The 26536-nt window shown below is 76.1% G+C and carries 22 protein-coding genes; 7 read left to right on the plus strand and 15 right to left on the minus strand.

Features of this window, described 5'->3' with window-relative positions; translation table 11 throughout:
- Positions 1-23 precede the first annotated feature (23 nt).
- The 6 genes from F1641_RS12260 to F1641_RS12285 form a co-directional block, all read right to left on the minus strand.
- Positions 24-1202 (minus strand): diguanylate cyclase, encoded by a 1179-nt coding sequence (locus tag F1641_RS12260; protein WP_194905820.1) that lies wholly within the window; start codon positions 1200-1202, stop codon positions 24-26.
- 589 nt (positions 1203-1791) lie between these two features.
- Entirely contained in the window at positions 1792-3561 is a 1770-nt protein-coding gene (gene leuA / locus F1641_RS12265) for a 2-isopropylmalate synthase (RefSeq protein ID WP_194905822.1), read from the minus strand.
- A 202-nt stretch (positions 3562-3763) separates the two neighbouring features.
- Complete coding sequence (era, locus tag F1641_RS12270; protein WP_194905824.1) at positions 3764-4750, minus strand: GTPase Era; 987 nt, start codon at positions 4748-4750, stop codon at positions 3764-3766.
- A complete protein-coding gene (locus tag F1641_RS12275; protein WP_194905826.1) occupies positions 4731-6239 on the minus strand; it encodes a hemolysin family protein in 1509 nt (502 codons plus the stop codon). The genes era and F1641_RS12275 overlap by 20 nt, the downstream gene beginning before the upstream one ends.
- Positions 6236-6721, minus strand: a complete 486-nt coding sequence (gene ybeY / locus F1641_RS12280) for an rRNA maturation RNase YbeY (protein WP_194905827.1) — start codon at positions 6719-6721, stop codon at positions 6236-6238. Before ybeY ends, F1641_RS12275 begins: the two co-directional genes overlap by 4 nt.
- Positions 6718-7821 (minus strand): PhoH family protein, encoded by a 1104-nt coding sequence (locus F1641_RS12285; protein WP_194905829.1) that lies wholly within the window; start codon positions 7819-7821, stop codon positions 6718-6720. The genes ybeY and F1641_RS12285 overlap by 4 nt, the downstream gene beginning before the upstream one ends.
- On the opposite strand from F1641_RS12285, the gene F1641_RS12290 reads away from it, so the two are divergent.
- Positions 7820-10018 (plus strand): glycoside hydrolase family 15 protein, encoded by a 2199-nt coding sequence (locus F1641_RS12290; RefSeq protein ID WP_194905831.1) that lies wholly within the window; start codon positions 7820-7822, stop codon positions 10016-10018. The genes F1641_RS12285 and F1641_RS12290 overlap by 2 nt on opposite strands.
- A 21-nt stretch (positions 10019-10039) precedes the next feature.
- On the opposite strand, the gene F1641_RS12295 is transcribed toward F1641_RS12290, so the two are convergent.
- A complete protein-coding gene (locus tag F1641_RS12295; RefSeq protein WP_194905833.1) occupies positions 10040-10432 on the minus strand; it encodes a histidine triad nucleotide-binding protein in 393 nt (130 codons plus the stop codon).
- A 62-nt stretch (positions 10433-10494) separates the two neighbouring features.
- Between F1641_RS12295 and F1641_RS12300 the strand changes: the two genes are divergently transcribed.
- The gene (locus F1641_RS12300) at positions 10495-11055 is read left to right on the plus strand and encodes a Gmad2 immunoglobulin-like domain-containing protein (RefSeq protein ID WP_194905835.1); all 561 of its coding nucleotides are present in this window, start codon (positions 10495-10497) and stop codon (positions 11053-11055) included.
- 495 nt (positions 11056-11550) lie between these two features.
- On the opposite strand, the gene dnaJ is transcribed toward F1641_RS12300, so the two are convergent.
- Entirely contained in the window at positions 11551-12693 is a 1143-nt protein-coding gene (dnaJ, locus tag F1641_RS12305; protein WP_194905837.1) for a molecular chaperone DnaJ, read from the minus strand.
- A 54-nt stretch (positions 12694-12747) separates the two neighbouring features.
- On the minus strand, positions 12748-13788 hold the full coding sequence (gene hrcA, locus F1641_RS12310; RefSeq protein ID WP_194905839.1) for a heat-inducible transcriptional repressor HrcA: 1041 nt from the start codon (positions 13786-13788) through the stop codon (positions 12748-12750).
- Positions 13789-14062: 274 nt separating this feature from the next.
- Between hrcA and F1641_RS12315 the strand changes: the two genes are divergently transcribed.
- Together F1641_RS12315 and F1641_RS23265 are read left to right on the plus strand one after the other, a co-directional pair.
- Positions 14063-14887, plus strand: coding sequence for a DUF3097 family protein (locus tag F1641_RS12315; RefSeq protein WP_375541489.1), 825 nt, complete (start codon positions 14063-14065; stop codon positions 14885-14887).
- Between the two features lie 125 nt (positions 14888-15012).
- Entirely contained in the window at positions 15013-15603 is a 591-nt protein-coding gene (locus F1641_RS23265; RefSeq protein WP_194905841.1) for a DUF4870 domain-containing protein, read from the plus strand.
- 45 nt (positions 15604-15648) lie between these two features.
- Here F1641_RS23265 and hemW read toward each other — a convergent pair whose 3' ends face one another.
- Positions 15649-16923 carry a radical SAM family heme chaperone HemW gene (gene hemW, locus F1641_RS12325; RefSeq protein WP_194905844.1) on the minus strand — a complete coding sequence of 425 codons (1275 nt, stop codon included), beginning with the start codon at positions 16921-16923 and terminating at the stop codon, positions 15649-15651.
- Between the two features lie 74 nt (positions 16924-16997).
- Here hemW and F1641_RS12330 point away from each other — a divergent pair, with 74 nt between their 5' ends.
- Positions 16998-17552, plus strand: a complete 555-nt coding sequence (locus F1641_RS12330; RefSeq protein WP_194905846.1) for a GNAT family N-acetyltransferase — start codon at positions 16998-17000, stop codon at positions 17550-17552.
- Here F1641_RS12330 and F1641_RS12335 read toward each other — a convergent pair.
- Entirely contained in the window at positions 17503-18222 is a 720-nt protein-coding gene (locus F1641_RS12335; RefSeq protein WP_206691063.1) for an MOSC domain-containing protein, read from the minus strand. The genes F1641_RS12330 and F1641_RS12335 overlap by 50 nt on opposite strands.
- Before the next feature lie 97 nt (positions 18223-18319).
- On the opposite strand from F1641_RS12335, the gene F1641_RS12340 reads away from it, so the two are divergent.
- The gene (locus F1641_RS12340) at positions 18320-18856 is read left to right on the plus strand and encodes a GNAT family N-acetyltransferase (RefSeq protein ID WP_194905848.1); all 537 of its coding nucleotides are present in this window, start codon (positions 18320-18322) and stop codon (positions 18854-18856) included.
- Between the two features lie 10 nt (positions 18857-18866).
- Here the strand turns inward: F1641_RS12340 and lepA are convergent, their stop codons facing one another.
- Complete coding sequence (gene lepA, locus F1641_RS12345; protein ID WP_194905850.1) at positions 18867-20777, minus strand: translation elongation factor 4; 1911 nt, start codon at positions 20775-20777, stop codon at positions 18867-18869.
- A gap of 142 nt (positions 20778-20919) precedes the next feature.
- On the opposite strand from lepA, the gene F1641_RS12350 reads away from it, so the two are divergent.
- Positions 20920-22776, plus strand: a complete 1857-nt coding sequence (locus tag F1641_RS12350; RefSeq protein WP_194905852.1) for an amidase family protein — start codon at positions 20920-20922, stop codon at positions 22774-22776.
- Between the two features lie 64 nt (positions 22777-22840).
- On the opposite strand, the gene F1641_RS12355 is transcribed toward F1641_RS12350, so the two are convergent.
- Genes F1641_RS12355 through F1641_RS12365 form a run of 3 tightly spaced genes read right to left on the minus strand, consistent with a single transcriptional unit; the run spans position 22841 to position 26192 of the window.
- Complete coding sequence (locus F1641_RS12355; protein ID WP_194905854.1) at positions 22841-23686, minus strand: transglutaminase family protein; 846 nt, start codon at positions 23684-23686, stop codon at positions 22841-22843.
- On the minus strand, positions 23683-24639 hold the full coding sequence (locus F1641_RS12360; RefSeq protein WP_194905855.1) for an alpha-E domain-containing protein: 957 nt from the start codon (positions 24637-24639) through the stop codon (positions 23683-23685). The genes F1641_RS12355 and F1641_RS12360 overlap by 4 nt, the downstream gene beginning before the upstream one ends.
- Positions 24633-26192 carry a circularly permuted type 2 ATP-grasp protein gene (locus tag F1641_RS12365; RefSeq protein ID WP_194906030.1) on the minus strand — a complete coding sequence of 520 codons (1560 nt, stop codon included), beginning with the start codon at positions 26190-26192 and terminating at the stop codon, positions 24633-24635. Before F1641_RS12365 ends, F1641_RS12360 begins: the two co-directional genes overlap by 7 nt.
- Positions 26193-26536: the final 344 nt, after the last annotated feature.

A 26536-nucleotide genomic window follows, 5' to 3' on the forward strand; every position in this document is an offset into this window, starting at 1 on the left:
GCCTCGGTCGGGCGCGGGGCCGGTCAGGCCGCGGGGCCGACCACGGCGCGACCGCGGCCGAGGCGCTTGGCCGCCAGCATCGCGGCGTCGGAGCGGGCCAGCACCTGGGCGGCCGGGACCGGCCCGGTCACGCCCACCGACACGGTGACCGCCAGGCCCTCGGCCACCTCCGGCCAGGGGTGGGCGGCCACCGCCTCGACCACGCGCCGCGCCTGGCCGCACAGGTCCGCACCGCCGCGCGCGAGCACCACGAACTCGTCACCGCCGTAGCGCGCGACCAGGTCGCCCGGGGTGCCGGCGTGACCGGTGCGCACCACCTCGACGAGCACCGCGGCCACCCGCCGCAGCACCTCGTCCCCCACCTCGTGGGAGTGGTGGTCGTTGACGGCCTTGAACCTGTCGAGGTCCACGAAGCACGCCGACACCGCCTCGCCGGCGCGGTCGGCCTCCGCCAGCGCCTCGTCGAGGCCGCGGCGGTTGGCCACCCCGGTGAGGGCGTCGGTGAGGACGTCGCGGGCCGCGGCGTCGCGGGCCCGGGCTGCGCGGCGCGCCAGGCGCAGGGCCTCCACCTCCGACACCAGCGAGCGGCTGCCGGCGGCGGTGCGCGTGAGCAGCAGGCGGGCCAGGTCGCGCCACCTGTCGGTGCGCGGCGCGAGCTGCTCCTGGGGGCCGGCCCCGGCGGCCGCGGCCCGCTGCTGCGCGTCGAGCCCGGCCCGCTCGGCGAGCACGGCGTAGGCCCACACCCCCGGCTCGGTGCGGTGGGTCTCGACGAGGGCCTCGTCCAGGCGCGCCCCCGCGGTCGCGAGGTCACCGCGGTACCGGGCTGCTCCGGCGAGGTGCAGCCGGGCCATGACCCCCTCGACGCGGCCGGTCAGGGCCCCCTCGCGGGCGGCGCTCAGCAGGCCCGCACCGTCGGCGGCCGCGCTCGCCGCGTCGTGGTCTCCGAGGCGCTGCCAGGCGAGGGCCTCGGCGGCGGTCGAGCGCAGCTCGTGCGAGGGCTCCCCCGCCGCGCGTGCGGTGCGGCGCCAGCGCAGCGAGAGCTCCAGCGCGCGCCGCCACTGGTGGTCGGCCCCGGTGCGGTCGCCGCCCAGCTCGACGAGGACGGCGCGCTCGGCCACCAGCAGCACCAGCTCGGGCAGCACGTTGAGCTCGTGGACGCCCCCGGTGGCCGGCACGTCGGCGAGCACCCGGCGCAGCAGCACCTCGGCCTCGGGGTGGGCGGCCGGCGGCCTGGAGCGCCAGGGCGGAGGCCATCGTGGCCGAGAGCCGGTTCGCGTGCCGCGACGGCGTGGTCTCCAGCAGGTCCAGGGCCTCGGCCAGGTGCTCGACCGCCCGGGCGGGCCGCCCGGCGGTGAAGGCGACCTCGGAGGCCAGGGCGAGCGCCTTCGAGCGCCACAGCGCGTCCTGGGGGGCGGTGCTGCCGAGCAGCTCCTCCAGCAGGTCACCGGCCCGCTCCAGGTCGGCGAGCTCCACCAGCGCGAGCGCGGCGACGTAGCGGAGGTAGCGGGCGGTGCTGGTGTCTCCGAGGGCCTCGACCCACGGCAGCGCCTGCGCGCAGCGCGCCACGCACGCCGCGAACTCGCAGGCGTCCAGCGCCGCGCCGACCTCCTCCACCACGGCGTGGAAGGGCCCCGGCACCCCGTGCACCACGAGCGCGCCTGCAGCTGACACGACGGACCTCCCCGTCGGAGCACCCCCGTACTCCCTCTCCAGGAACGTCGACGGGGTGCCCCCGGCACTTGAGCCGGGGACACCCCGTCGGGCGCTGCGCCGCCCCCGAGCGGCGGTGGGTCAGCCGCGGGCGGCGCGGTTGACGGCCGAGACCACGGCCTTGAGCGAGGCCACGGTGGTGTTCGCGTCGATGCCGACGCCCCAGAGCACGCGCCCGCCGACCTCGCACTCGACGTAGGCGGCCGCCGTGGCGTCACCGCCGGCGCCCAGGGCGTGCTCGGCGTAGTCGCGGACGGCCACGCCGGTGCCCTGCGCGGCGAGCGCCGACACGAACGCCGAGATGGGGCCGTTGCCGGCACCGGTCACGGTGCGGGGCTCGCCGTCGACGACGAGGTCGACCTCGATGCTGTCCGCACCGCCCGCTCCCCCGCCCGAGGTGGAGGAGTTGGTGCGCAGGCCCTTGAGCGCGAAGCGGCCCCACGGCTCGGCGCCCGAGCCGCTGCCCGCGTGCTCGGCGGCCGGCAGGTACTCGTCGGCGAAGGCGTCCCACAGCTGCGCCGCGGTCACCTCGCCGCCGGCGGAGTCGGTGCGGGCCTGGACGACCTGGGAGAACTCCACCTGCAGGCGGCGGGGCAGGTCGAGGGAGTGCTCGGTGCGCATCAGGTAGGCCACGCCGCCCTTGCCCGACTGGCTGTTCACGCGGATGACGGCCTCGTAGGAGCGGCCGACGTCGCGCGGGTCGATCGGCAGGTAGGGGACGGCCCACTCGGCGTCCTCGACCTGCACCCCGGCAACGGCGGCGCGGGCCGCCATCTTGTCGAAGCCCTTCTTGATGGCGTCCTGGTGGGAGCCGGAGAAGGCGGTGTAGACGAGGTCGCCCGCGTAGGGGTGGCGCTCGTGCACCGAGATCTGGTTGCAGTGCTCGGCGGCGCGCCGCACGCCGTCGACGTCGCGCAGGTCGACCTGCGGGTCGACGCCCTGCACCACCAGGTTCAGCGCCAGGGTGACCAGGTCGACGTTGCCGGTGCGCTCTCCGTTGCCGAACAGGCAGCCCTCGACGCGGTCGGCGCCGGCCTTCAGGCCCAGCTCGGCGGCGGCCACCGCGGTGCCGCGGTCGTTGTGCGGGTGCAGCGAGATGATCACCTCGTCGCGGCGGCGGATGTTGCGGATCATCCACTCGATCGAGTCGGCGTACAGGTCCGGCGTGCTCATCTCCACCGTCGACGGCAGGTTGATGATCACCTTGCGGTCGGGGGTGGGGTCGAAGACGTCGATGACCTCGTTGCAGATCCGGGCCGCGAAGTCGAGCTCGGTGCCGGTGTAGCTCTCCGGGGAGTACTCGTAGAACACCTGCGTGGCGTCCGGACCGTCGCCCAGGCCCTCCTCGAACTTCCTGCACAGCCGCGCGCCCTGCAGGGCCAGGTCGACGATGCCGTCGCGGTCCATGCCGAAGACGACGTCGCGCTGCAGCGCCGAGGTCGAGTTGTACAGGTGCACCACGGCGGTCCTCGCGCCGCGGATCGCCTCGTAGGTGCGCTCGATCAGGTGCTCGCGCGCCTGGGTCAGCACCTGGATGGTGACGTCGTCGGGGATGCGGCCGGTCTCGATGAGGAACCGGACGAAGTCGAAGTCGGTCTGGGAGGCCGAGGGGAAGCCGACCTCGATCTCCTTGTAGCCGATCGAGACCAGCAGGTCCCACATCCGCAGCTTGCGGTCGTGGCCCATGGGGTCGATCAGGGCCTGGTTGCCGTCGCGCAGGTCGACGGCGCACCAGCGGGGCGCGGCCTCGATGCGGCGGCCCGGCCAGGTGCGGTCGGGCAGGTCGACGCCGAAGGCGAAGGGCGGGTAGCGGTGCGCGGCCATCGGGGACGGCTGCTGGGTGCTGCGCATGGCGGTTCTCCTGGGTGGTCCGGGCTGCGGAGGGCAGCCCCGTGGGGATCGGCCGGCAGCACGGACCTCCGCGACGAGGGAGCCGACCTAGGGCTGCGAGACCTCGCCGCGGCAGCCGAGGAGGAGGCTCACCGCGAACATCACGGCAACCCTAGCGCGCACCGCCGCACCCGTGCACCGGGCCCGCCGCGTCCGCTGGGCCTCAGAAGCCGAGGCGGGCCAGCTGCCGCGGGTCGCGCTGCCAGTCCTTGGCGACCTTGACCCGCAGGTCGAGGTGCACCCGGGTGCCCAGCAGCGCCTCGATGCCGGTGCGGGCCCGCGTGCCCACCTCCTTGAGGCGCGAGCCGCCGCGGCCGATGACGATGCCCTTCTGGCTGTCGCGCTCGACGTAGAGCAGCACGTGCACCTCGAGCAGGCCGGTCGGCTGGCCGTCCTCGTCGAGGCGGGGAGCCATCTCGTCGACGACCACCGCGAGGCTGTGCGGCAGCTCGTCGCGGACGCCCTCCAGCGCGGCCTCGCGCACCAGCTCGGCGACCATCACGGCCTCCGGCTCGTCGGTGAGCTCGCCCTCGGGGTACAGCGGCGGCCCCGGCGGCAGGTGCGAGGAGAGCACCCCGGCCACGGCGTCGACCTGGAAGTCACCGGTCGCCGAGACCGGCACGACGTCGGCGAAGGGGCGGTGCCCCTCCTCCTCGCCCATCGCGGTCACCTCGAGCAGCCGCTCGGCCAGGCGCCCCCGGTCGACCTTGTCGGTCTTGGTGACGACGGCCACGACCGGCGTGCGGCGCACGTCGGCGAGCTGGGAGGCGATCCAGCGGTCACCGGGGCCGGTGCGCTCGTCGGCGGGCAGGCACAGGGCGATGACGTCGACCTCCGCCAGGGTGGCGAGCACCAGGTCGTTCAGGCGCTGCCCCAGCAGGGTGCGCGGGCGGTGCAGGCCGGGGGTGTCCACGAGCACGAGCTGGGACTCGGGCCGGTGGACGATGCCGCGCACCGTGTGGCGCGTGGTCTGGGGGCGCGAGGAGGTGATCGCCACCTTCTCCCCGACCAGGGCGTTCGTCAGCGTCGACTTGCCCGCGTTGGGCCGGCCGACCAGGCACGCGAACCCGGAGCGGTGACCCGCCCACCGGTCCTCGGGCCGGGCCGCCTGCTGGGGCTGGTCGGGCTGGTCAGCGGGGGGCGTCGTCACGGTCGGTCTCCTCGTCGCGGTCGTGCCGCTCGTCCTGGGCCTCGCGGTCGCGGGCCTCCTCGCGCTCGGCGCGCTCGCGCTCCTTGCGCTCGCGCTTCTCGCGCTTGCGCTCGGCCTTCTCCGCCTTCTCGGCCTCCGCCTCGGCCTGCCGCTCGGCGCGCTCGGCCCCGGCCTGGCGCTCCGCCTCGTCGTCGGCGGCCTCCTCCGGCTCGTCGGACGCCGAGCGGTGGGCCGCGACCAGGGTGATGCGGTGCCCGTCGACCTCGACGGCCCGCAGGTGCAGGCCCTCGACGTCGGCCTCGTCGCCCACGGCGGGCACCGTGCCGAGGGCCTTGGCGAGCAGCCCGCCGGTGGAGTCGACCTCGTCCTCCTCGACCTCCAGGCCGAACAGGTCTCCCAGCTCCTCGACGTGCAGCCGGGCGCTGACGAGGAAGCCGCCGTCGTCCAGCGGGACGACGTCGGGGGCCTCGGTGTCGGTCTCGTCGGTGATCTCCCCGACGATCTCCTCCAGGAGGTCCTCCAGGGTCACCAGGCCGGCGACGCCGCCGTACTCGTCGATGACCAGCGCCAGGTGCAGGGACGCGCCCTGCATCTCGCGGAGCAGGTCGTCGACGAGCTTGGTCTCGGGCACGAAGACGGGCCGGCGCGACAGGTCGCGGACGCGGTCGGTCGCGCCGCGGCGCCGGACGGGCCTGTCGTGCAGCACGCGCACGACGTCCTTGAGGTGGAGCACCCCGACGACGTCGTCGACGGTGGAGCCGACCACCGGCAGGCGCGAGTGCCCGGAGGCCAGGAAGGCGTCGAGCGCGTCACCCGGGGAGGCGTCCTCGGCGATGGTGACCATGTCGGTGCGGGGGCTCATCACCTCGCGCACGAGGGTGTCTCCGAGCTCGAAGACCGAGTGGATCATCTCCCGCTCGCCGGCCTCGATGATCGCCGACTCGCTGGCGCGGTCGACCATCTCGCGCAGCTCGCCCTCGGTGGAGAACGGGCCGTCGCGGTAGCCGCGGCCCGGCGTCACGGCGTTCGCCAGCGCCACGAGGCCGCGCGCCAGCGGCCCGACCGCGCGGGTCAGGCCCAGCAGGCGGCCGGCGGCCCGGAGCCCGACGCCCTCGGGGTGCTGGCGGCCGACGGTGCGGGGGCTGACGCCCAGCAGCGTGAAGACGACCGCGCCCATGACGACGGCCGTCAGCAGGCCCGCCCACCACCGCGAGGCCAGGGCCGCCACGGCCAGGGCGGCGCAGACGGTGGCCAGCGCCTCCAGGACCACGCGCAGCAGCGTGGCGACCGACAGCACCGGGGCCGGGTCGGCCACGACCGCCTGGACGGCGGCGGCGCCGCGCCGTCCGTCGGCGGCCAGGCGCTGGGCCTCGGCGCGCGTGAGCCGCGACAGCGCCGCCTCGGCCGCGGCCAGCCAGCCGGCCACGGCCAGACCCACCACCGCCACCAGCGCGAGCCAGGGGGCCGCGGCGTCGGGGACCGGGGTCATGCGCGCTTGCGCGCGAGAAAGGTCAGCAGGAGCCGGCGCTGGAGGGCGAACATCTCGCGCTCCTCGTCGGGCTCGGCGTGGTCGTAGCCGAGCAGGTGGAGGATGCCGTGCGTCGTCAGCAGCAGCACCTCCTCGGCGGTGGCGTGGCCCGACTCGCGGGCCTGCTTCGCGGCGACCTCCGGGCAGAGCACGACGTCGCCCAGGAGCCCGGGCGGGCTGGGCTCGCCCTCGGTGCCGGGGCGCAGCTCGTCCATCGGGAAGCTGAGGACGTCGGTGGGGCCCGGCTCGTCCATCCACTGCACGTGCAGGGACGTCATGGCCTCGACGTCGACCATCACCACCGAGAGGTCGGCGGCGGGGTGGACGTGCATCTCGGCGAGGACGAAGCGCGCCAGCTCGGCGACCTCCTCCACGGCGACGCCGGGGCCGCCGGGGCCGGACGGGTCGGTGAAGCCCGACTCGTCGACGACCTCGACGCTCACCGGCGACCCCCGTGCGCGGCGGAGGGGCCGGTGGAGCGCGCGGGCGGCTGGTGGGACTCGTCCCACCGGCCGTACGCGTCGACGATCTCGCCCACGAGGCGGTGGCGCACCACGTCGAGGCTGGTCAGCCGCGAGAAGTGGATGTCCTCGATGCCGCCGAGCACCTGCTCGACCACGCGCAGGCCCGAGGCGGTGCCGGTGGGCAGGTCGACCTGGGTGGAGTCACCGGTGATGACCATCTTGGAGTCGAACCCGAGGCGGGTGAGGAACATCTTCATCTGCTCGGGCGAGGTGTTCTGGGCCTCGTCGAGCACGACGAAGGAGTCGTTCAGGGACCGACCGCGCATGAACGCCAGCGGCGCGACCTCGATGGTGCCGGCGGCCATCAGCCGCGGGATCGAGTCGGGGTCGAGCATGTCGTGCAGCGCGTCGTACAGGGGGCGCAGGTAGGGGTCGATCTTGTCGGTGAGCGACCCGGGCAGGAACCCCAGCCGCTCCCCCGCCTCGACGGCGGGCCGGGTCAGGATGATCCGGCTGACCTGCTTGGCCTGGAGCGCCTGCACGGCCTTGGCCATGGCCAGGTACGTCTTGCCGGTGCCGGCGGGACCGATGCCGAACACGATGGTGTGGCTGTCGATCGCGTCGACGTAGCGCTTCTGCCCCAGCGTCTTGGGGCGGATGGAGCGCCCGCGGCCCGACAGGATGTTCATGGTCAGGACGTCGGCGGGGCGCTCGGCGCTCTGGGTGCGGAGCATGCCCAGGGACCGCTCGACGGCGTCGACCGTGAGCTGCTGGCCGGCGCGGACCACGGCGGTCATCTCGTCGAGCAGGCGCTCGACCAGCGCGACGTCGCCGGGCGCACCGGTGACGGTGACCTCGTTGCCGCGGACGTGGACGTCAGCGCGCGGGAAGGCCTTCTCGACGGCCCTGACGAGCTCGTCGCGGGTGCCGAGGAGGGCCACCATCGGCACCTCGGGCGGAACCACGATCGTGTGGACGACGGTCGGGGGGGCGCCCGCGGGCCGGGAGGCCTCGCGACCCGTCGACGCGGGCGTCGAGGAGGAGGCGGTGGAACCGGCGGGGCGAGTGGAGTCGGGCATGGGAGGGGCTGGCAGCCCCGGTCTCCTGCAGGCCGGGCCCCTGACCGGGGCCGAACGGGGTCAAGGCTACCGCCGCCCCCCGACAGCCCCCAGCCATCGACGGGCCGCCGACCGGCAGACAGCCGCAGGCACCCGGCGGACGGCGGGACGGGCGGACGGGACCGCTCACCGGGCGCCGCCGCGGGCCCGCACGTACCGTCCGCCCATCGACACCACCGACCTGCAGCCCAGCGGGACCCCCGGCCAGCGCCTGCGCGACGACGAGGCGCGCCGCGCCCCCCTCGTCTCCGCCTCCGACGGGCGGGCCCCCGCCCTCCACTGGCCCGCGGGGGGGCCCGACGACACCGAGCGCGTCGCCGCGCCCGCCGTCGAGCGCGACGCCGACGGGTACGCCGACCTGCGCACCTACGCCGTCATCGGCGACGGCCGCACCGTCGCCCTCGTGGCCCGCGACGGACGCATCGACTGGATGCCCCTGCCCGACCTGGACTCCGTCGTGCCCTTCGCCGCGCTGCTGGACGCCGAGGACGGCGGCTGCCTGGAGCTGGCGCCCGTCGAGCCGTACGAGGTCGAGCGGGAGTACGTGCGCCACACCGACGTCCTGACCACCACCTTCCGCACCGCCTCGGGCTCCGTGCGCGTCACCGACGCCCTCACCACCGGCGTGGCCGGCAGGCTCCCCTGGGCCGAGCTGGTGCGCCGGGTCGAGGGCCTCGAGGGCCGGGTGCGCCTGCGGGCCTCGGTGCGGCCGGGCACCTGCCTGGGCACGGCGGCGCCCTGGGTGCGGACGACGCCGGAGGGCGCGCTGCTGCGCGTCGACGGGCTGACCACCGCCGTCGTCACCGGTCTGCTCGAGGCCGGTGACGACGGCGGGGGCGGGGGCGCGCGCCTGGAGCGGCAGGACCGCGAGCGCGAGGTGGTGCTCGACCTGGAGACCTGCGAGGGGTCGCGGCACGTGGTGGGGCTCGTGGCCACCGAGCGGGAGCCGCTGTGGGTGCCGTCGGCGTCCGACCTCGACGCCGACCTCGACCGCACGGTCGAGAACTGGCGGACCTGGACCAGGACGTTCCTGTGGGACGGCCCCTGGGACGAGGCGGTCCGGCGCAGCGCGCTCGTGCTGAAGCTGCTGCTCCACTCCCCCAGCGGGGCGATGGCCGCCGCCGCGACCACGTCGCTGCCGGAGGACCCTTCGGGCAGCAAGTGCTGGGACTACCGCTACGCCTGGGTCCGCGACTCGGCGTACTCGCTGGAGGCGCTGCTGCGCTTCGGGCTGCGGGAGGAGCCGCACGCGGCGGTCAGCTGGCTCCTGCGCACCATCCGCCAGGACGGGCAGGTGCCGGAGGTCTTCTACTCCCTGGGCGGGGAGGTGCCCGACGACGGCGTGAGCGAGCTGCAGGTGCCGGGGTGGCGCGGGGCGGGCCCGGTCGTCGAGGGCAACGGGGCCGCGTCCCAGCTGCAGCTGGGCGTGTACGGCGACCTGTTCAGCATCGTGCGGCTGTACGTCGACGCCGGCGGCGTCCTCGACGCCGAGACCGGGCGGCTGCTCGCCGCGACGGCCGACGCGGCGTGCGACCGCTGGCGCCAGCGCGACGCCGGCATGTGGGAGCTGCACGAGCCGCGGCACTACACGACCAGCAAGATGGGCTGCTGGCTTGCGCTCACCGCCGCGGTGCACCTGGCCGAGCTGGGGCAGGTGCCCGGTGACCCCGCCCGCTGGCGCAGCGAGGCCGAGCTCATCCGCACGTGGGTGGCCGAGCACTGCTGGTCGGAGGAGCTCGGCGCCTACACCTGGTACCCGGGCACGGACGACCTCGACGCCTCGGTGCTCCTGCACGCCGTCAGCGGGTTCGACCGCGGGGAGCGGATGAGCTCGACCCTCGACGCCCTGCGGCGGGAGCTCTCGCACGGGCCGCACCTGTACCGGTACACCGGCGCCGCCGCCGAGGAGGGCGCCTTCGTGGCGTGCTCCTTCTGGATGGTCTCGGCGCTGCAGCTGTGCGGCCGGGGCGAGGAGGCGCGGGCGCTGATGGACGCGCTGGTCGACGGCGAGGACAGCGCCCTGAACGACGTCGGGGTGCTGGCGGAGATGCTCGACCCGGCGACGGGCCACTGGCTGGGCAACCTGCCCCAGGCCCTGAGCCACCTCGCGCTGGTGAACGCCGCCATCACCGTGCACGAGCACTCGCGGGAGGACTGACCCCCAGCCGGGCGGCCGGCGTCAGCCGGGCGGCCACTCCAGGGGGCGCCCGGCCAGCACGTGCCCGTGCACGTGGAAGACGCTCTGGCCGGCTCCGGCCCCGGTGTTGAACACGAGGCGGAACTGCCCGTCGCCCAGCTCGGCGGCGACCCGCCCGGCTGTCGCGGTGAGCTCGGCGAGCAGCGACGGGTCGGCGGCGGCCAGCGACGGCACGTCGCGGTGGTGGTCGACGGGCACCACCAGCACGTGCAGGGGCGCCTGGGGGTCGAGGTCGCGGAAGGCGACGACGCGCCCGGTGCGGGCCACGACGTCGGCGGGGACCTCCCCGGCGGCGATGCGGCAGAAGATGCAGCCCGGGTCCTGCGCGGTGGGGGCCGCCGGGGCGGGCTGCTGGTCCTCGCTCGTCTCGGTCACCCCGGCACCGTAGTCCGCGCGTTCGGCCCCGCGAGCGGGGTGGAGCGCGGTAGGAACGGAGCGTGAGCGCCCTCCCCCTGATCCTCCGGCCCGCCGCGCGGACGGGCCTCGCCACCGCAGCCGTGCTGCTCCTCGCCGCCTGCGGCCAGGCCGTCGACACCGACCCCGCCGGGGCGACGACTACGCCGGAGCCGTCGGTGACGACGGCGAGCTCGCCGGACGCCGGTGCCTCCGAGTCCGCCTCGTCGACCGCGACGGCCGGCACCACCGCCTCGACCGCGCCCGCCGCCGGCGCCACGGGCACGGGGCTCTCGCAGTCGGTGGTCATCACCGCGCCGGTCGAGGGCGAGCGGCTCCCGGCGGGGCCGATCGGCGTCACCGGCCGCGGCACGGCGTCAGAGGGCACGCTGCTGTGGCGCATCACGCAGGCCGACGGCGAGGTGCTGAGCGACGGCTTCACCACGGCCGGCGCCAACGGCGAGGTCGGCGACTTCGCCATCCAGCAGCAGGTGCAGGCCGGGACCTGCACCCCCTGCACCGTGCAGGTCTGGGCGCCCGACGAGTCCGGGGGCGAGGGCGACCAGCCCGAGGGCCCGGCCTCGGTGACGTTCACCGTCGAGTGACCACGGCGCTGCGCCGGCCGCGCAGCGGGCCAGACCTGACCGCGGTCAGCCCGGTCCCCACCACCAGGTGACCGCGGTCAGGTGGAGATGCCTCGGCCCAGGAGGCCACCACGCCAGGTGACCGCGGTCACCCCGGTCCCCACCCCCAGGTGACCGCGGTCAGGTGGAGATGCCCCGGCCCAGGAGGCCACCACGCCAGGTGACCGCGGTCACCCCGGTCCCCGCCCCCAGGTGACCGCGGTCAGGTGGAGATGCCTCGGCCCAGGACGCCACCACGCCAGGTGACCGCGGTCAGCCCGGTCAGCGCCCCCAGGTGACCGCGGTCACCCCGGTCAGCGCCCCCAGGTGACCACGGTCAGGTGGAGATGCCCCGGCCCAGGAGGCCAGCACGCCAGGTGACCGCGGTCACCCCGGTCTCTCCCCACCAGGTGACCGCGGTCACCCGGAGGCGCCGAGGGGCGCCGAGGGGCGCCGAGGGGCGCCGGGGGTCCGGGCTCAGCGGCCGGCGAAGCCGCGCTTGATCCGGGAGAAGACCCCGCCGGAGGCGGGGGCGAGGCGGCCCTCGGGGCGCTCCTCGCCCCGCAGCTTCGCGAGCTGCTTGAGCAGCTCGGTCTGCTCCTCGTCCAGGCCCTTGGGGACCTGGACGTCGACGTGCACGTGCAGGTCTCCCCGCCCGCCGGAGCGCAGGCGCGAGGCCCCGAGACCGCGCAGGGTGATGACCTCGGCGGGCTGGGTGCCGGGACGCACCTCGACCTCGCGAGAGCCGTCGAGGGTCTCCATGTCCAGCACGGTGCCGAGCGCGGCGGCGGTCATCGGCACCCCGAGGGTGGCGTGGAGGTCCTCGCCGCGGCGGGTGAACAGCTCGTGGGGGCGCTGGACGACCTCCACGTAGAGGTCGCCGGCGGGACCTCCGCCCGGGCCGACCTCGCCCTTGCCGGAGAGCTGGATCCTCGTGCCGGTGTCGACGCCGGCGGGCACGCGCATCGTCATCGTGCGGCGGCGGCGCACGCGGCCGTCACCGGCGCACTCGTGGCAGGGGCTCGGGATGGTGGTGCCGTAGCCGCCGCAGGCGGGGCACGGCGACGTGGTCAGCACCTGGCCGAGCAGCGAGCGGGCCGCACGCTGCACCTGGCCCTGGCCGTGGCAGACGTCGCAGGTGCGCACCTGGGTGCCCGGCTGGGCGCAGCCGCCGTCGCAGGTGGGGCAGACCACGGCCGTGTCGACGGTGATCTCGCGCTCGGCGCCGAAGACGGCGTCGGCGAGGTCGACCTCGAGGCGGATCAGCGCGTCCTGGCCGGGCTGCTGGCGCGGCACCGGGCCGCGAGCGGCGCCGCCCCCGCCGAAGAAGGTGCCGAACAGGTCGCCCAGGTCGAAGGGCTGGCCCGCGCCCCCGAAGCCCCCGCCGCCGAAGCCGCCCGGACCGCCGGAGCTGCCGGTCGCGTCGTAGACGCGGCGCTTGTCGGGGTTGCTCAGCACCTCGTAGGCGGCCGAGACCTCCTTGAACTTCTCGCCCGCGTCGGGGTTGACGTCCGGGTGCAGCTGGCGGGCCAGCTTGCGGTACGCCTTCTTGACGTCCTCGGTGCTCGCGTCGCGCGGCACGCCGAGGGCGGCGTAGTGGTCGGTCGGAGAGGAAGGCACGGGGTCAGGTGCTCCTGGGGCTGGGAGTCGGACGGGGGCCGGTCGCGGGCCCCGTCACTGGGCGAGGACCTTGCTGAGGTAGCGGGCGACGGCGCGGACGCTCGCGATGGAGGTGGGGTAGTCCATGCGCGTGGGGCCGAGGACGCCCAGGCGCGCGACCACCTCCCCGCCGGAGCCGTACCCCGAGGAGACCACGGCGGCGTCGGACAGGCCGCTGTGGACGATCTCGCGCCCGATGCGCACCGAGACCCCACTGGCGGGGTCGTCGGCCATCTCGGCCAGCAGGCGCAGCACCACCACCTGCTCCTCGATCGCCTCCAGCACGGGGGCGAGGGAGGTGGCGAAGCCGCTGGCCTCGCGCACCAGGTTCGCGGTGCCCGCGAGCACCATGCGCTCCTCGCGGGTGGCGGCGAGCGCCGAGCACAGGGCCGCGACCACCGAGGACACGGCGCCGGCGTCCTCGGGGCGGGCGGAGGTGAGGACGGCGTCCAGGGCGGCGACGGCCTCGTCGGAGCGGCGGCCGGCGGTGGCGGCGTTCAGGCGCCCCCGCAGCTCGGTGACCAGCTCCGAGCCCACCTCGGGCAGCTCGGGGGCCACCTCGACGGAGCGCTGCTCGACGCGGCCGGTGTCGGTGATGAGCACGACGACGAGGCGGCGCGGCGCCAGCGGCACCAGCTCGACGTGGCGCACCCGGGCGCGGGCCAGGGAGGGGTACTGGATGACGGCGACCTGCTGCGTCAGCTGCGCGAGCGCGCGCACGGTGCGCTCCAGCACGTCGTCGAGGTCGAGCGAGCGGGCGCCGTCGCCCAGGAGGCGCTCGATCGCGCGGCGCTCGGCCGGGGACAGCGGGCGCACGGCGGGCAGGCCGTCGACGAAGGCGCGGTAGCCCTTGTCGGTGGGGACCCGCCCGGCGCTGGTGTGGGGCTGGGCGATGAGCCCCTCCTCCTCCAGCGCGGCCATGTCGTTGCGGATGGTGGCCGGGGAGACCCCGAGGGCGTGGCGCTCGACGAGCGCCTTGGAGCCGACGGGCTCGCGGGTGGCGACGTAGTCCTCGACGATCGCGCGCAGGACGGCCAGGCGGCGCGGTTCGGTCACGGTCGGTCCCTCCGTCTCGTCGGCTCTCGTCGGCTCGCGCCAGCCCCCGGTCGGCGTCTCACCTGGCACTCAGCAGCGGCGAGTGCCAATCCTACGCCGTCCTGCGCACCTCGCCGGTAGCGTCGACCCGGTGCCGCCCTCCTCCCCCCGGCGCCCGGTCTCGCAGGCCGCGCCGCGCCAGGTCGCCCGTCCGGTGGTCCGCCCGACCACCTCCGCCCCCCTGCGCCGCGGCGACTCCGTCACCGACCCCACCACCGGCAGGCGCCGCGCACGGGTGGTCAGCCGCGAGGTCCCGGCGGCTCCCGGCCTGGTGGTCGAGGACGTCGAGACGGGGTGGTGCGGCGCCGTCGTCCGCGTCGAGAAGGCCGGTGGGGTGCGCGTCGTCGTCCTGGAGGACTGGAAGGGCCGCACCCGGTCCTTCCCCCTCGGGGCGGGGTTCCTCGAGGACGGCGCCCCCGTGGTGCTCGTCCCCCCGGTGGCCCCGCCGCCCGCGGCGCGCGGGCCCGTGGCCCCCGGCCGCACGGCGAGCGGCTCCTTCGCCGTGGCCGGGCAGCGGGCCCGGGTGGCCCGCGGCTCGCGGATCTGGGTCGAGGGCAAGCACGACGCCGAGCTGGTGGAGAAGGTCTGGGGAGACGACCTGCGCGTCGAGGGCGTCGTGGTCGAGGGCCTGCAGGGCGTCGACCACCTGGCGGCCGCCGTCGCCGAGTTCCGCCCCGGCCCGGGGCGGCGCGTCGGCGTCCTGGTCGACCACCTGGTCACCGGCTCCAAGGAGACCCGGCTCGTGGCCGACGCGCTGCGCGGGGTCCCCGGCGCGGCCGAGCACGTGCTGGTGGTGGGCCACCCCTACGTCGACGTGTGGCAGGCCGTCAGGCCGGCGCGCCTCGGCATGAGCGCGTGGCCGGTCGTGCCGAAGGGGCGGCCGTGGAAGGAGGGCGTGCTGGAGGCCCTGGGGTGGCCCCGCGAGACGCCCGCCGACCTCGCGCAGGGCTGGCAGCGGGTGCTGCGCAGCGTGCGCACGATCGCCGACCTCGAGCCCACCCTGTCGGGGCGGGTCGAGGAGCTCATCGACTTCGTCACCGGCGACCAGCTCGACTCCTGAGCCTGCCGCGGACCGGGGGCGTGCGGGTGCCCGGGCCACCCGCACGGGCGCGCCGACCTCGCCGGGCGACGCTCGACGCGGGACGATGGGCGGACCCGGGAGCGTCCCGGGACCGAGGAGGAGACGTGTCCGAGCAGCCCGCCCGGCAGCCCGACGACCACGGCGACGCCCCCCAGGCGCCCCGCTACGGGCAGCAGCCCACCGAGCCCCAGGGGTACGGCCAGCAGCCTCCCGGTCCGCAGGGGTACGCCCAGCAGGGGTACAGCCAGCAGGGCTACGGCCAGCCCGGCCCCCACGGCCACGCGCAGCAGGGGTACGCACCGGCCCGGGAGATGAGCCCCGCCGACCAGCGCCTCTGGGCGTGCCTGGCGCACGTCTCGGCGATCGCGGCGAGCATCGTGCTGGGCTCGCTGTCGCTGGGCAACGTCTACCTGGGCGCCGTGGGCCCGCTGGTGCTGTTCTTCGTCTTCCGCGAGCGCGGGGTGTTCGTGCGCCGCCAGACCGTCGAGGCGCTGAACTTCCAGATCCTGCTGACGATCGTGTGGACGGCGCTCGTCGTCCTCACGTGGGTCACGCTGGGCCTGGGGGCGCTGCTGACGGTCCCGCTGCTCTTCGCCCTCGGCATCGCCGCGCTGGTCTTCGAGATCATCGCCGCGGTCAAGGCGAACCAGGGCGTCGACTACCGCTACCCCGTCAACTGGCGGCTGGTGAGGTGACCTCCGGCCGGGGAGACCCGGCCCGTCAGACCCGGCCGCGGGCGCTCAGGCAGCGCCCGCGGCCTCGTCGTCCCAGCCGAGCAGGGCGCGGACGACGGCGTCGGCCAGCAGGCGGCCGCGCAGCGTGAGCACGAGGCGCCCCGCGGGCACGTCCCCGGTCCCCGGGGGCTCCAGGAGGCCGTCGGCCACGAGCCGGCCGACGCTGGCGCGGCCCGCGGCGGGGACGGCGTCCAGGGGCAGCCCCTCCGCCAGGCGCACCCCGAGGAGGACCCGCTCGACGGCGCGGGCCTCGTCGTCCAGGACCTCGCGCCCGACCGCGGGGCTCTCCCCCGCGGCCAGGCGCCGGGCCCAGGCGGCGGGGTGCTTGGCGTTCCACCAGCGGACCCCGCCGACGTGGCTGTGCGCGCCGGGGCCGGCACCCCACCAGTCGTGGCCCCGCCAGTACGCGAGGTTGTGCTGGCAGGCGTCGGCGGGGGTCCGCGCCCAGTTGCTGACCTCGTACCAGCCGTAGCCGGCGTCGCGCAGGACGGCGTCGGCCAGCTCGTACTGGGCGGCCTCGTCGTCGGGGTCGGGCAGCGGGAGCTCGCCGCGGCGCACCTTCGCCGCCATCGCCGTGCCCGCCTCCACCACGAGGGCGTAGGCGGAGACGTGGTCGGGCTCGCACGCCAGGGCTGCGTCGAGGCTGGTGCGCCAGTCGTCCAGGGACTCCCCCGGAGCGCCGTAGATGAGGTCGAGGCTGACGGCGAGACCGGCCTCGCGGGCCCAGCGGACGGCCTGCGGCACCCGGGCCGGGTCGTGGGTGCGCTCGAGGACGGCGAGCACGTGCGGGACCGCCGACTGCATGCCGAAGCTCACCCGGGTGTAGCCCGCGGCGGCCAGCTCCTCGAGCGAGGCCGGGGTCACGGAGTCGGGGTTGGCCTCCGTGGTGACCTCCGCGCCGTCGGCGAGGCCGAGGTGGTCGCGCACGGCGCCGAGGGCCCGGGCCAGGTCGGACGCCGGCAGGAGCGTCGGGGTGCCGCCGCCGACGAAGACGGTGCTCACCGGGCGCTCGGGCAGCCCGCTGGCAGCCAGCACGCGCGCGGCGAGGGCGACCTCGTCGACGAGCGCCCCCGCGTACCCCGCCTGGGAGGCGCCGGGCAGCTCCGGCGGGCCGAGCTCGGCGGCGGTGTAGGTGTTGAAGTCGCAGTAGCCGCAGCGCACCCGGCAGAAGGGCACGTGCAGGTAGGCGGCCAGGCCGCGCTCGGCGGCGCCCGCGGTGGCGGACGCGGGGAGCAGCCCGTCGGCGGGGGCCGGGTCGCCGTCGGGGAGGGCCGGGCTCACGGGCGGGCTCCCGGCAGGACTCGCAGGCGGCTCATCGGGGTCCATGGTCGCACCCCCCGGCGGGAGGTGCTTGGGTGTCGCCCGTGGTGGACGCCCCCGTGCGGCTGGAGCCCCTGACCCCGGCGACCGACGCGCGCCTGCTGGCCGCGGTGCTGGCCCTGGACCCGGGGCCCGACCAGGAGCGGTACTGCATGCCCGCCTCCCGCACGTACCCGCCGGCGAGCGCCGACCCGCACCGGGTGCCGTTCGCCGTCGTCCTGCGCGGCGGCGCCGACGCCGGAGCACCGGTGGGCTTCGGCGTGCTGGACCGCCGCGGGCACCTCGAGCACCTGCTGGACGACCCGGCCAAGGGACTGCTGCTCCGGGCGTTCTACGTCGACAGGGCCCGGCAGGGGCGGGGCTACGGCGCGGCCGGGGCGCGGGCGGCGCGCGCGCTGGCGCACGCGGTCGAGCCCGCGGCGCAGCTGCTGGTCCTGTGCGTGCACACGTCCAACGCCGCTGGCCTGCGCGCCTACGGGAAGGCGGGCTTCGTGGACACGGGTGGGCGGTGGCAGCCGAAGGCCGCCGACCCCCAGGTGGTCATGGCCGCGGCGCTGCAGCCGCCCGCGCGCCGTCGCCCCGGCCGCTGACCCACCCCGCCCCGCCGGGGTCAGCGGGTGGCGACGACGAGGGCCTGCTCGCGCAGCTCGGCGGCGAGGTCGAGCCCGCCGTCGTCCGCGCAGGACAGCAGCGACCGGGCGTCCTCCGGCGCGGGCTCCACCAGCCACCGGCCCACCGCGACGCCGTGCCCCGGGCGCGACAGCACCTCCACCGGGTCGCCCGCGCTGACCGCTCCGGGCCGCACCACGCGCAGGTAGGCGCCGGGCGCCCCGAGCGCGCGAAGCGCCGCACCCAGCGCTCCTCCCGCATGCGGCGCGCGAACGTGGCGCACGGCGTCCGCGGCATCGTCACCTCCACCACCAGGGCCGTGGCGGGGTCGGCGCCGACGGACCACCGCTCCCCGACCTCCGCCCCGTCGACGTCGACGCCGGACGTGCGCAGGTTTTCCCCGAACGTCCCGGGCGGCACCTCGCGCTCCAGCTCGGCGGCCCAGCGGTCCGCGGCCTCCTGCGCGTAGGCGTACAGGGCCTTGTCGCGGCCGCCGTGGTCGGCGCGGTCGGCCTGCACGTCGCCCCACACCCCGAACGGCCTGACCCGGACCGGTCCGCCGACGGGCCGCTTGTCGATGGCGGTGACGCCGAAGACCCCGGGGTCGGGCAGCAGCTGGTGCACGCGGCAGACGGCGAGGAGCGTTCCCACGGCCGCCGATCATGCCCGGGATGCGGCGCGGAGGTGCGTGGTCTTCCGGGAAGGGGGGAAGGTGGCTGCGCCGTCGCGGGCAGGAAGGATGGCCGACGTGGCGGTGGGGCTCGCGGTGGTGGACGACGGCGGGGCGCTGTTCGAGGCGGCCCTGCACCTGCGCACGAGCCCGGAGCAGGCGCGTTTCGCGAAGCTGCCCGCGGAGTCGTTCCCGCTGGCCCTCGCCGACCCGGCGCGCACGCCCTTCGCCGTCGTCGAGCAGGACGACGGCGCAGGGCGCGTCGTCGGCGCCGGGGTCCTCGACACCGCGGCCCCGGCGTCCGACGCCGAGCTCGCGGGCCTGCTCACCGCCGCGGGCCACGACCCCCTGCGCGCGGTGCTCCTGCGCTCGTTCGTCATCGGCGCCGACCACCAGGGCCGGGGGCTGGGGACGGCGGCCGCCCGCGCCGCCAGGGGCCTGGCGGCGCAGGTGGCGCTGCGCCTGGCGGGAGCCGCCGACGTCGTCGTCCTGACCGTGAACGAGCGCAACCCCGCCGGGCGGCGCGCGTACGAGCGGGCCGGGTACACCGACGTCGGGCAGTACCTCGGCGGCGACGCGGGGCCGCAGCGCGCGATGGTCGCGCGCTGCGGCTGAGCGACCGGGGCTACTTCTTGCCCGCGTCCTTGCCGGTGGGGGTGTCGGTGGAGAGCGCGGCCACGAAGGCCTCCTGGGGGACCTCGACGCGGCCGACCATCTTCATCCGCTTCTTGCCCTCCTTCTGCTTCTCCAGCAGCTTGCGCTTGCGGGTGATGTCGCCGCCGTAGCACTTGGCGAGCACGTCCTTGCGGATCGCGCGGACCGTCTCGCGGGCGATGACGCGCGCGCCGATCGCGGCCTGCACCGGCACCTCGAACTGCTGGCGCGGGATGAGGTCCTTGAGCTTGGTGGCCATCATCACGCCGTACGCGTAGGCCTTGTCGCGGTGGACGATGGCGGAGAACGCGTCGACCTGCTCGCCCTGCAGCAGGATGTCGACCTTGACGAGGTCGGCGGCCTGGTCGCCGTCGACCTCGTAGTCGAAGGAGGCGTACCCGCGGGTGCGCGACTTCAGGGCGTCGAAGAAGTCGAAGACGATCTCGGCCATCGGGAGCCGGTAGCGCATCTCGACGCGGTCCTCGGAGAGGTAGTCCATCCCCTGCAGCTCACCGCGCCGCTGCTGGCACAGCTCCATGATCGTGCCGATGTACTCCGCCGGCGTCAGCACGGTGGCGCGGACCACGGGCTCGCGGGTCTCGGAGACCTTGCCCGCGGGGTACTCGCTGGGGTTGGTGACGGTCATCTCGCGGCCGTCGTCGAGCGTGACCTGGTAGACCACCGACGGCGCGGTGGAGATCATGTCGAGCCCGAACTCGCGCTCGAGGCGGTCGCGCGTGATCTCCAGGTGCAGCAGGCCCAGGTACCCGCAGCGGTACCCGAAGCCCAGCGCCACCGACGTCTCCGGCTCGTAGGCCAGCGCGGCGTCGTTGAGCTTCAGCTTGTCGAGGGCGTCGCGCAGCAGGGGGTAGTCGGAGCCGTCGATGGGGAACAGGCCCGAGAAGACCATGGGCTTGGGGTCCTCGTAGGTGCCCACGGGCTCCGCGGCCGGCTTGAGGGCGCTGGTGACGGTGTCGCCGACGCGGCTCTGGCGCACGTCCTTCACGCCGGTGATGAGGTAGCCCACCTCGCCGACGCCCAGGCCCTGCGAGGGGGTCGGCTCGGGGCTGGAGACGCCGATCTCCAGCAGGTCGTGCTGGGCGCGGGTCGACATCATCGCGATGCGCTCGCGCGGGCGGAGCACGCCGTCGACCACGCGGACGTAGGTGACCACGCCGCGGTAGGTGTCGTAGACGGAGTCGAAGATCATCGCGCGGGCCGGCGCGTCCGGGTCACCGGTGGGCGCGGGCACGACGTCGACGATCCTGTCGAGCAGCTCCTCGACGCCGGCACCGGTCTTGCCGGAGACGCGCAGCACGTCCTCCGGCTCGCAGCCGACCAGCTTCGCGAGCTCGTCGGCGTAGCGCTCCGGCTGGGCCGCCGGCAGGTCGATCTTGTTGAGCACCGGGACGATGACGAGGTCGTTCTCCATCGCCAGGTACAGGTTGGCGAGCGTCTGCGCCTCGATGCCCTGCGCGGCGTCGACCAGCAGCACCGCTCCCTCGCAGGCGGCCAGGGAGCGCGAGACCTCGTAGGTGAAGTCGACGTGCCCCGGGGTGTCGATCATGTTCAGGGCGTGCATCCGCCCGATGCGGTCGGCCTCGCCGGAGCCGCCGCCGTGGCTGCGCGGCGCCCACGGCATGCGAACCGCCTGGCTCTTGATGGTGATGCCGCGCTCGCGCTCGATGTCCATGCGGTCGAGGTACTGGGCGCGCATCGCCCGGCTGTCGACGATGCCGGTGATCTGCAGCATCCGGTCGGCCAGGGTCGACTTGCCGTGGTCGATGTGGGCGATGATGCAGAAGTTCCGGAGCAGCTCCGGCGCCGTGGACGCGGGCTGGATGCCCGACGCGGACTGCTGCGGCGAGGGAGTGGGGGGCACGACCCCATGGTCCCACGGACCAGGCACCGGACCCGGCCCCGACCGGACCGAGCGCCCGACGCGCACAGCGGGACGGATCGCCCCTACGGTGACGGACCAGCACAACCCGCTCACAGGTCGTCGTCGCCCTCGGGAGGTCCTGATGTCCCGCCCCACCCCGGTCCGCACCCGCTCGGGCGCACGAGCCGGTGCCCGGCGCACCGCGCTGGCGACCGCCCTCGCCGGCGTCCTGGTGCTGCCGCCCGGCGCGGCCCTGGCCGCGGGGCTCGACCCCGCCGCTCCCCCGGCCACCGACGCGCCGCCGGCGGCGGCACCCGCGCCGCCGGCCGCCCCCGTCGCTCCCGCGCCCCCCGCCGCTCCCGCCGGCCCGACGGCGCAGGACCCGGCCGCCACCGGCACCGCCGCCCCCCGCGACGCGGCAGCGCTGCTCGCCGCGGCGCAGGCCGACGGCCTGCAGGTCCCCGCGCTCGACCTCGACGCCCTGACCATCCCCGAGCTGCAGTCGCGGATCGCTGCCGGCGAGCTCACCGCGGCCGGGCTCACCGCCGCGTACCTGCAGCGCATCCGCGACGTCGACCCGCAGGTGGGCGCCGTCCTCGCGCTCGACCCGACCGCCCTCGACCAGGCCCGCGCCAGCGACGCCCACCGCGCCGCGCACGGGGCCCGCACCCCCCTCGAGGGGGTGCCGGTGCTGCTCAAGGACAACATCGGCTCCGCCGGCCTCCCGACCACGGCCGGCTCCCGGGCCCTGCTGGGGAACCTCGCGCCCGACGCCTCGCTCACCGCCCAGCTGCGGGAGGCGGGCGCCGTCGTCATCGGCAAGGCGAACCTGTCGGAGTGGGCCAACTTCCGCTCCACCACCGCCACCAGCGGCTGGAGCGGCGTCGGCGGGCAGACCCGCAACCCGTACGCGCTCGACCGCGACCCCTGCGGCTCGTCCTCCGGGTCGGGCGCCGGGGTCGCGGCGTCGCTGGCGCAGGTCGCCATCGGCACCGAGACCGACGGCTCGGTCGTGTGCCCCGCGGCCACCAACGGCGTCGTCGGGGTCAAGCCGACGCTGGGGATGGTCAGCCGCACCGGCGTGGTGCCCCTGTCGCTGGAGCAGGACACCGCCGGTCCGATGGCCCGCCACGCCGTCGACGCGGCCCTGGCGATGGAGGCCCTGGACGGCACCGACGCCGCCGACCCGGCCACCCTGGAGCGGCCCGAGGGCGTGGACACGTCCTTCGGGCGCCTGGTGGAGGGCAACGGCCCGTCGCTGGCCGGGGCGCGCTTCGGGTACTGGGTGCTCGACGCCGACCAGCGCGCCGCCGTCGACGACGACGTCGAGGCCGTCTACGCCGCGGCCGTCAACGCGCTGCGGGGCTCCGGGGCGACCGCCGTCCCGGTCGAGCTCCCGGACCAGGCCGCCGTCGGCGCCGGGGAGGGCCTGGCGCTCGGGCCGGAGTTCTCCCGCGACATCGACACCCACCTGGCCGGCCGCACCGCGCAGGGGGCGCAGGTGCCCGCCGACCTCGCCGCCCTCGTCGCGTTCAACGCCGCCGACCCCGTCGAGCTCGCGCTCTTCGGCCAGGAGACGTTCGAGGCCGCGCTGGCGGGGCCGGCGGCCGACTCCCCGCAGGTGGCCGCGGCCCGGGAGGAGGCGCGCCGGCTCGCCCGCGCGTCCATCGACACCGTGCTCGCGCAGGGCCCGGGTGAGGCCGACGACCTCGACGCCGTCGTCGCCCTCACCGGCACCCCGCCCGACCTGCTGAGCTACCAGGACACCGACGGGGAGCCGCCGGCGTTCACCTACGCCAGCTCGACACCGGCCGCGGTGGCCGGGTACCCGGCCGTCACGGTGCCCGCCGGGTACGCGGGCCCCTCCGCGGCGCTGCCGGTGGGCGTCACCTTCTTCGGCGCCCGGTGGGACGACGTCGACGTCCTCGGGTACGCCGCGGCGTTCGAGGCGCAGACGCAGGTGCGCCGCGCCCCGACCCTGCCGGCGACGGTCGGCTGAGCCCCACGGGGCGCAGGCGGCCGCGCGCGGCCGGGGGCGGCCGGGCCGGTGGGCCCGGCCGCCGTCAGGCCAGGCGCGTGATGTCGACCTTGACGACCATCTGCGACGAGGCGGACCCCGCGTAGACGCCCTTCAGGGGCGGCACGTCGGCGTACTCGCGCCCGCGGGCGACGATGACGTGCCGGTCGCCGGGGGCGACGTCGTTGGTGGGGTCCCAGCCGAACCACTCCCCGGCCCACCACTCGACCCACGCGTGCGACTCCCCGGTCACCGTCGCCCCGACCACCGCGGAGGGGTCGGGGTGCAGGTACCCGGAGACGTAGCGGGCGGGGATGCCCGCCAGGCGCAGCGCCCCCAGGGCGAGGTGGGCGAAGTCCTGGCAGACGCCGGCGCGCTCCCCCCAGGCGTCGGCGGCGCGGGAGTGCACGCCGGTGGCGCCGGGCACGTAGCGCACCTCGGCGTGCAGGACGCGGCAGATCTCCGCGGCGAGGTCGTCCGGCGAGGCGCCGGCCCCGGCGAGGGACCTGACGCGCTCGGCCAGCTCCGGCGGCGGGGTCGTCCGCGCCGACGGCGCGAGCAGCTCGACCACCTCGTCGACCACGGCCGGGTCGCGCAGCTGCTCCCAGCTGCCCCCGGGCGGCGGTGCTCCCGGCCTGTCGACCTCGACGGTGGAGGTGGCGGTGACGGCCAGCTCGGAGTGCGCCTCGTGCACCTCGAAGACGGTCACCTGGGAGCCCCAGTAGTCGTGGTAGACGTGCTGCCACGGGGCGGGGCGCACCTCCAGGCGCGTGCGCAGCGCCGTCTGCTCCGGCGTCGTCATCGGGGTCACGCGGACCTCGTTGTACGAGCTGGTGACCGGTCCGCCGTAGCGGTAGCCGGTGTGGTGCGCGATGCGCAGGCGCATGCTCACGCCCTGCCCCCCATCCAGGTCAGCGCCTCGCCGCTGGAGAAGTAGCGACGGGCGACGGCGTCGCTGGCGGCCGAGCAGGTGCGCTGCACCCGCTCCATCTCGTCGGGCAGGTGCGCGAGCACGTCGGCCAGCGGCCGGTACTCCAGCTCGGCGCGGGTGCGGCCCAGGCGGCGCTGGGCCTCGTCGAAGACGCCGGCGCGCTGCCCGCTCGACTCGAGCTCGGCCAGGCACTTTTCGGCCTGCGCGAGGGCGTGGACCACCGAGCGCGGGAAGAGCCTGTCGAGCAGCAGGAACTCCGCCGCCTCGGTCTCGTCCTCCAGGCCCCGGTAGGTGCGCAGGAAGGTCTCGTGGGCGCCGCAGGCGCGCAGCAGGGAGGGCCAGCGGCTGGCGGGCCCTCCCAGGCTCGCGGTCGACGTGATGAGCCGGGCGGTCATGTCAGCCCGCTCGATGCTGCGGCCGAGCACGAGGAACAGCCAGCCGTCGTCGCGGCTCATCGTGGAGTCGGCGATGCCGGTGACGGTGGAGGTGCGGTCGCGGACCCACGCGAAGAACGTGTGCGGGCTCACCGCGCGCCACCGGCCCGTGGGCACGGTGTTGTAGGCGGTGTTGAGCACCTCCCACATCTCTGTGGAGACCGTCTCGCGGGCCCGGCGGGCGTTCTCCCGGGCCCCGCCGATGGAGGCGACGATCGAGGCCGAGGAGTACGGGTCGTACCCGAGCCTGTCGAGCACCGTCCGGCGGTCGGCGCGCGGCGCGGGCGCGCCGTCGCCGTCCTGGGCGTCCTCGAGGGGGGCGCCCATGACCGACAGGAGGTTGGCGCAGGCCGTGCCCTCGTCGATCCACGGGTCCTCGACGAGCAGCTGCAGCTGGACGTCGAGCAGGCGGGCGGTGTCCTCGGCGCGCTCGACGTAGCGGCCGATCCAGAACAGCGCCTCGGCGATCCGGCTCAGCACGTCGCACCCCCCGCTCGCTGCTGGACCCGCTGCTGGACCTGTTGCTGCTGCTGCTGCTGGTCGCGGACGTCCGCCGCGCCGCCACCGCCCGGGCCCGCGTCCGGCGGGGCGCTGGGCGCCGGGGGCACGGCCACCGAGCGCGAGCGCACGGGTGCCGGGTCGTCGGGGCGGTCGTCGGCGAGCACCCAGGTGTCCTTGCTGCCGCCGCCCTGGGAGGAGTTGACCACCAGCTCGCCCTCGGGCAGGGCCACGCGCGTGAGGCCGCCGGGCAGCACCCACACCCGGGAGCCGTCGTTGACCGCGAACGGCCGCAGGTCCACGTGCCGGGGGGCGATCTTCTCCCCCACCAGGGTGGGCACCGTCGACAGGCGCACCACGGGCTGGGCGATCCAGCCGCGGGGGTCGGCGCTGACGCGCTCGCGCAGCTGGTCGAGCTCGACGGCGGTCGCGGCCGGGCCGATGACGATGCCCTTGCCGCCGGAGCCGTCGACGGGCTTGACCACGAGCTCGGCCAGGCGGTCGAAGACCTCCTCGCGGGCCTCGGGCTCCTCCAGGCGCCAGGTCGGCACGTTGGGCAGCACCGGGTCCTCGCCGAGGTAGTAGCGCACCAGGTCGGGCACGTAGGTGTAGAGCAGCTTGTCGTCCGCGACGCCGTTGCCGATGCCGTTCGCGAGCGTCACGTTGCCGGCGCGGGCGGCGTTGACCAGCCCCGGGCAGCCGAGCATCGAGTCGGACCGGAAGTGCACCGGGTCGAGGTACTCGTCGTCGACGCGGCGGTAGACCACGTGCACCGGGCGCAGGCCCGCCGTGGTCCGCATCAGCAGGCGCCCGCCGCGGCAGACGAGGTCGCGGCCCTCGACCAGCTCGATGCCCATGCTGCGGGCCAGCAGCGCGTGCTCGAAGTAGGCGCTGTTGTAGACGCCCGGGGTGAGGACGACGACGGTCGGGTCGTCGACGCCCACCGGGGCCGCGGCGCGCAGCGCCGCCAGGAGGCGGCGCGGGTACGCCGCGACCGGGCGGATCCGCTGGTCGCTGAAGGCCTGCGGCATCGCGCCCGCCATCGCGCTGCGGTTGGTCAGCACGTAGCTGACGCCGGACGGCACCCGGACGTTGTCCTCCAGGACGCGGAAGGCGCCCTCGGCGTCGCGGACCAGGTCGACCCCCGCCACGTGCACCCGGACGCCGTTGGGCGGCTCGATGCCGGCGACCACGCGGTGGAAGTGGGAGGAGGAGGTGATCACCGAGCGGGGGACGACGCCGTCCTCCACCGCGCGCATCGGGCCGTAGGCGTCCGCGAGGAAGGCCTCCAGCGCCGCGACGCGCTGGGCGACGCCGGCCTCGACGACGCTCCACTCCTGGGCGCTGACCACCCGCGGCACCACGTCGAGCGGGAACGGGCGCTCCTCGCCGCCGACGGCGAAGGTGATGCCCTTGTCCTGGTAGGAGCTCGCCAGCGCGTCGGCCCGGCCGCGCAGGTCGCGCAGCTCCGTGCCGGCGAGCGCCGCGTGCACGGGGGCGCTGGTCTCGCGCACGCCCATGTCGGCCGTGAACATCTCGTCCCACGCGCCGCTGGCGAGCGCCGCCTCCGCGTAGCCGTCGAACAGCCCGCCCCCCGCGTCCACCCCGTGGCTCGCTCCTGGCGTCACCGCGCGCTCCCCCTGACGTCCATGGCCGGACCGTACCGATCAGCGGGCCCCTGCGGTGGGGCGGTCGGGCAGGTCGCGCGCCCCGGGCGCGTCGCCGCCGGGCGCGTCCGGGGGCTCGCCCCACCACTGGTAGTCTCAGCCGTTGCGCGTGCATCGTCGCGGTCGGACACCGACCGAGCCGGGTGCCGCGGAGAGCTTCAGCAGTACGCAGTACCTGTCCTGAGAACCGCCCCCTGAATCGCGACGGAGTG

This window comes from Quadrisphaera sp. INWT6 (assembly GCF_015390235.1).
Taxonomy (GTDB): Bacteria; Actinomycetota; Actinomycetes; order Actinomycetales; family Quadrisphaeraceae; genus Quadrisphaera.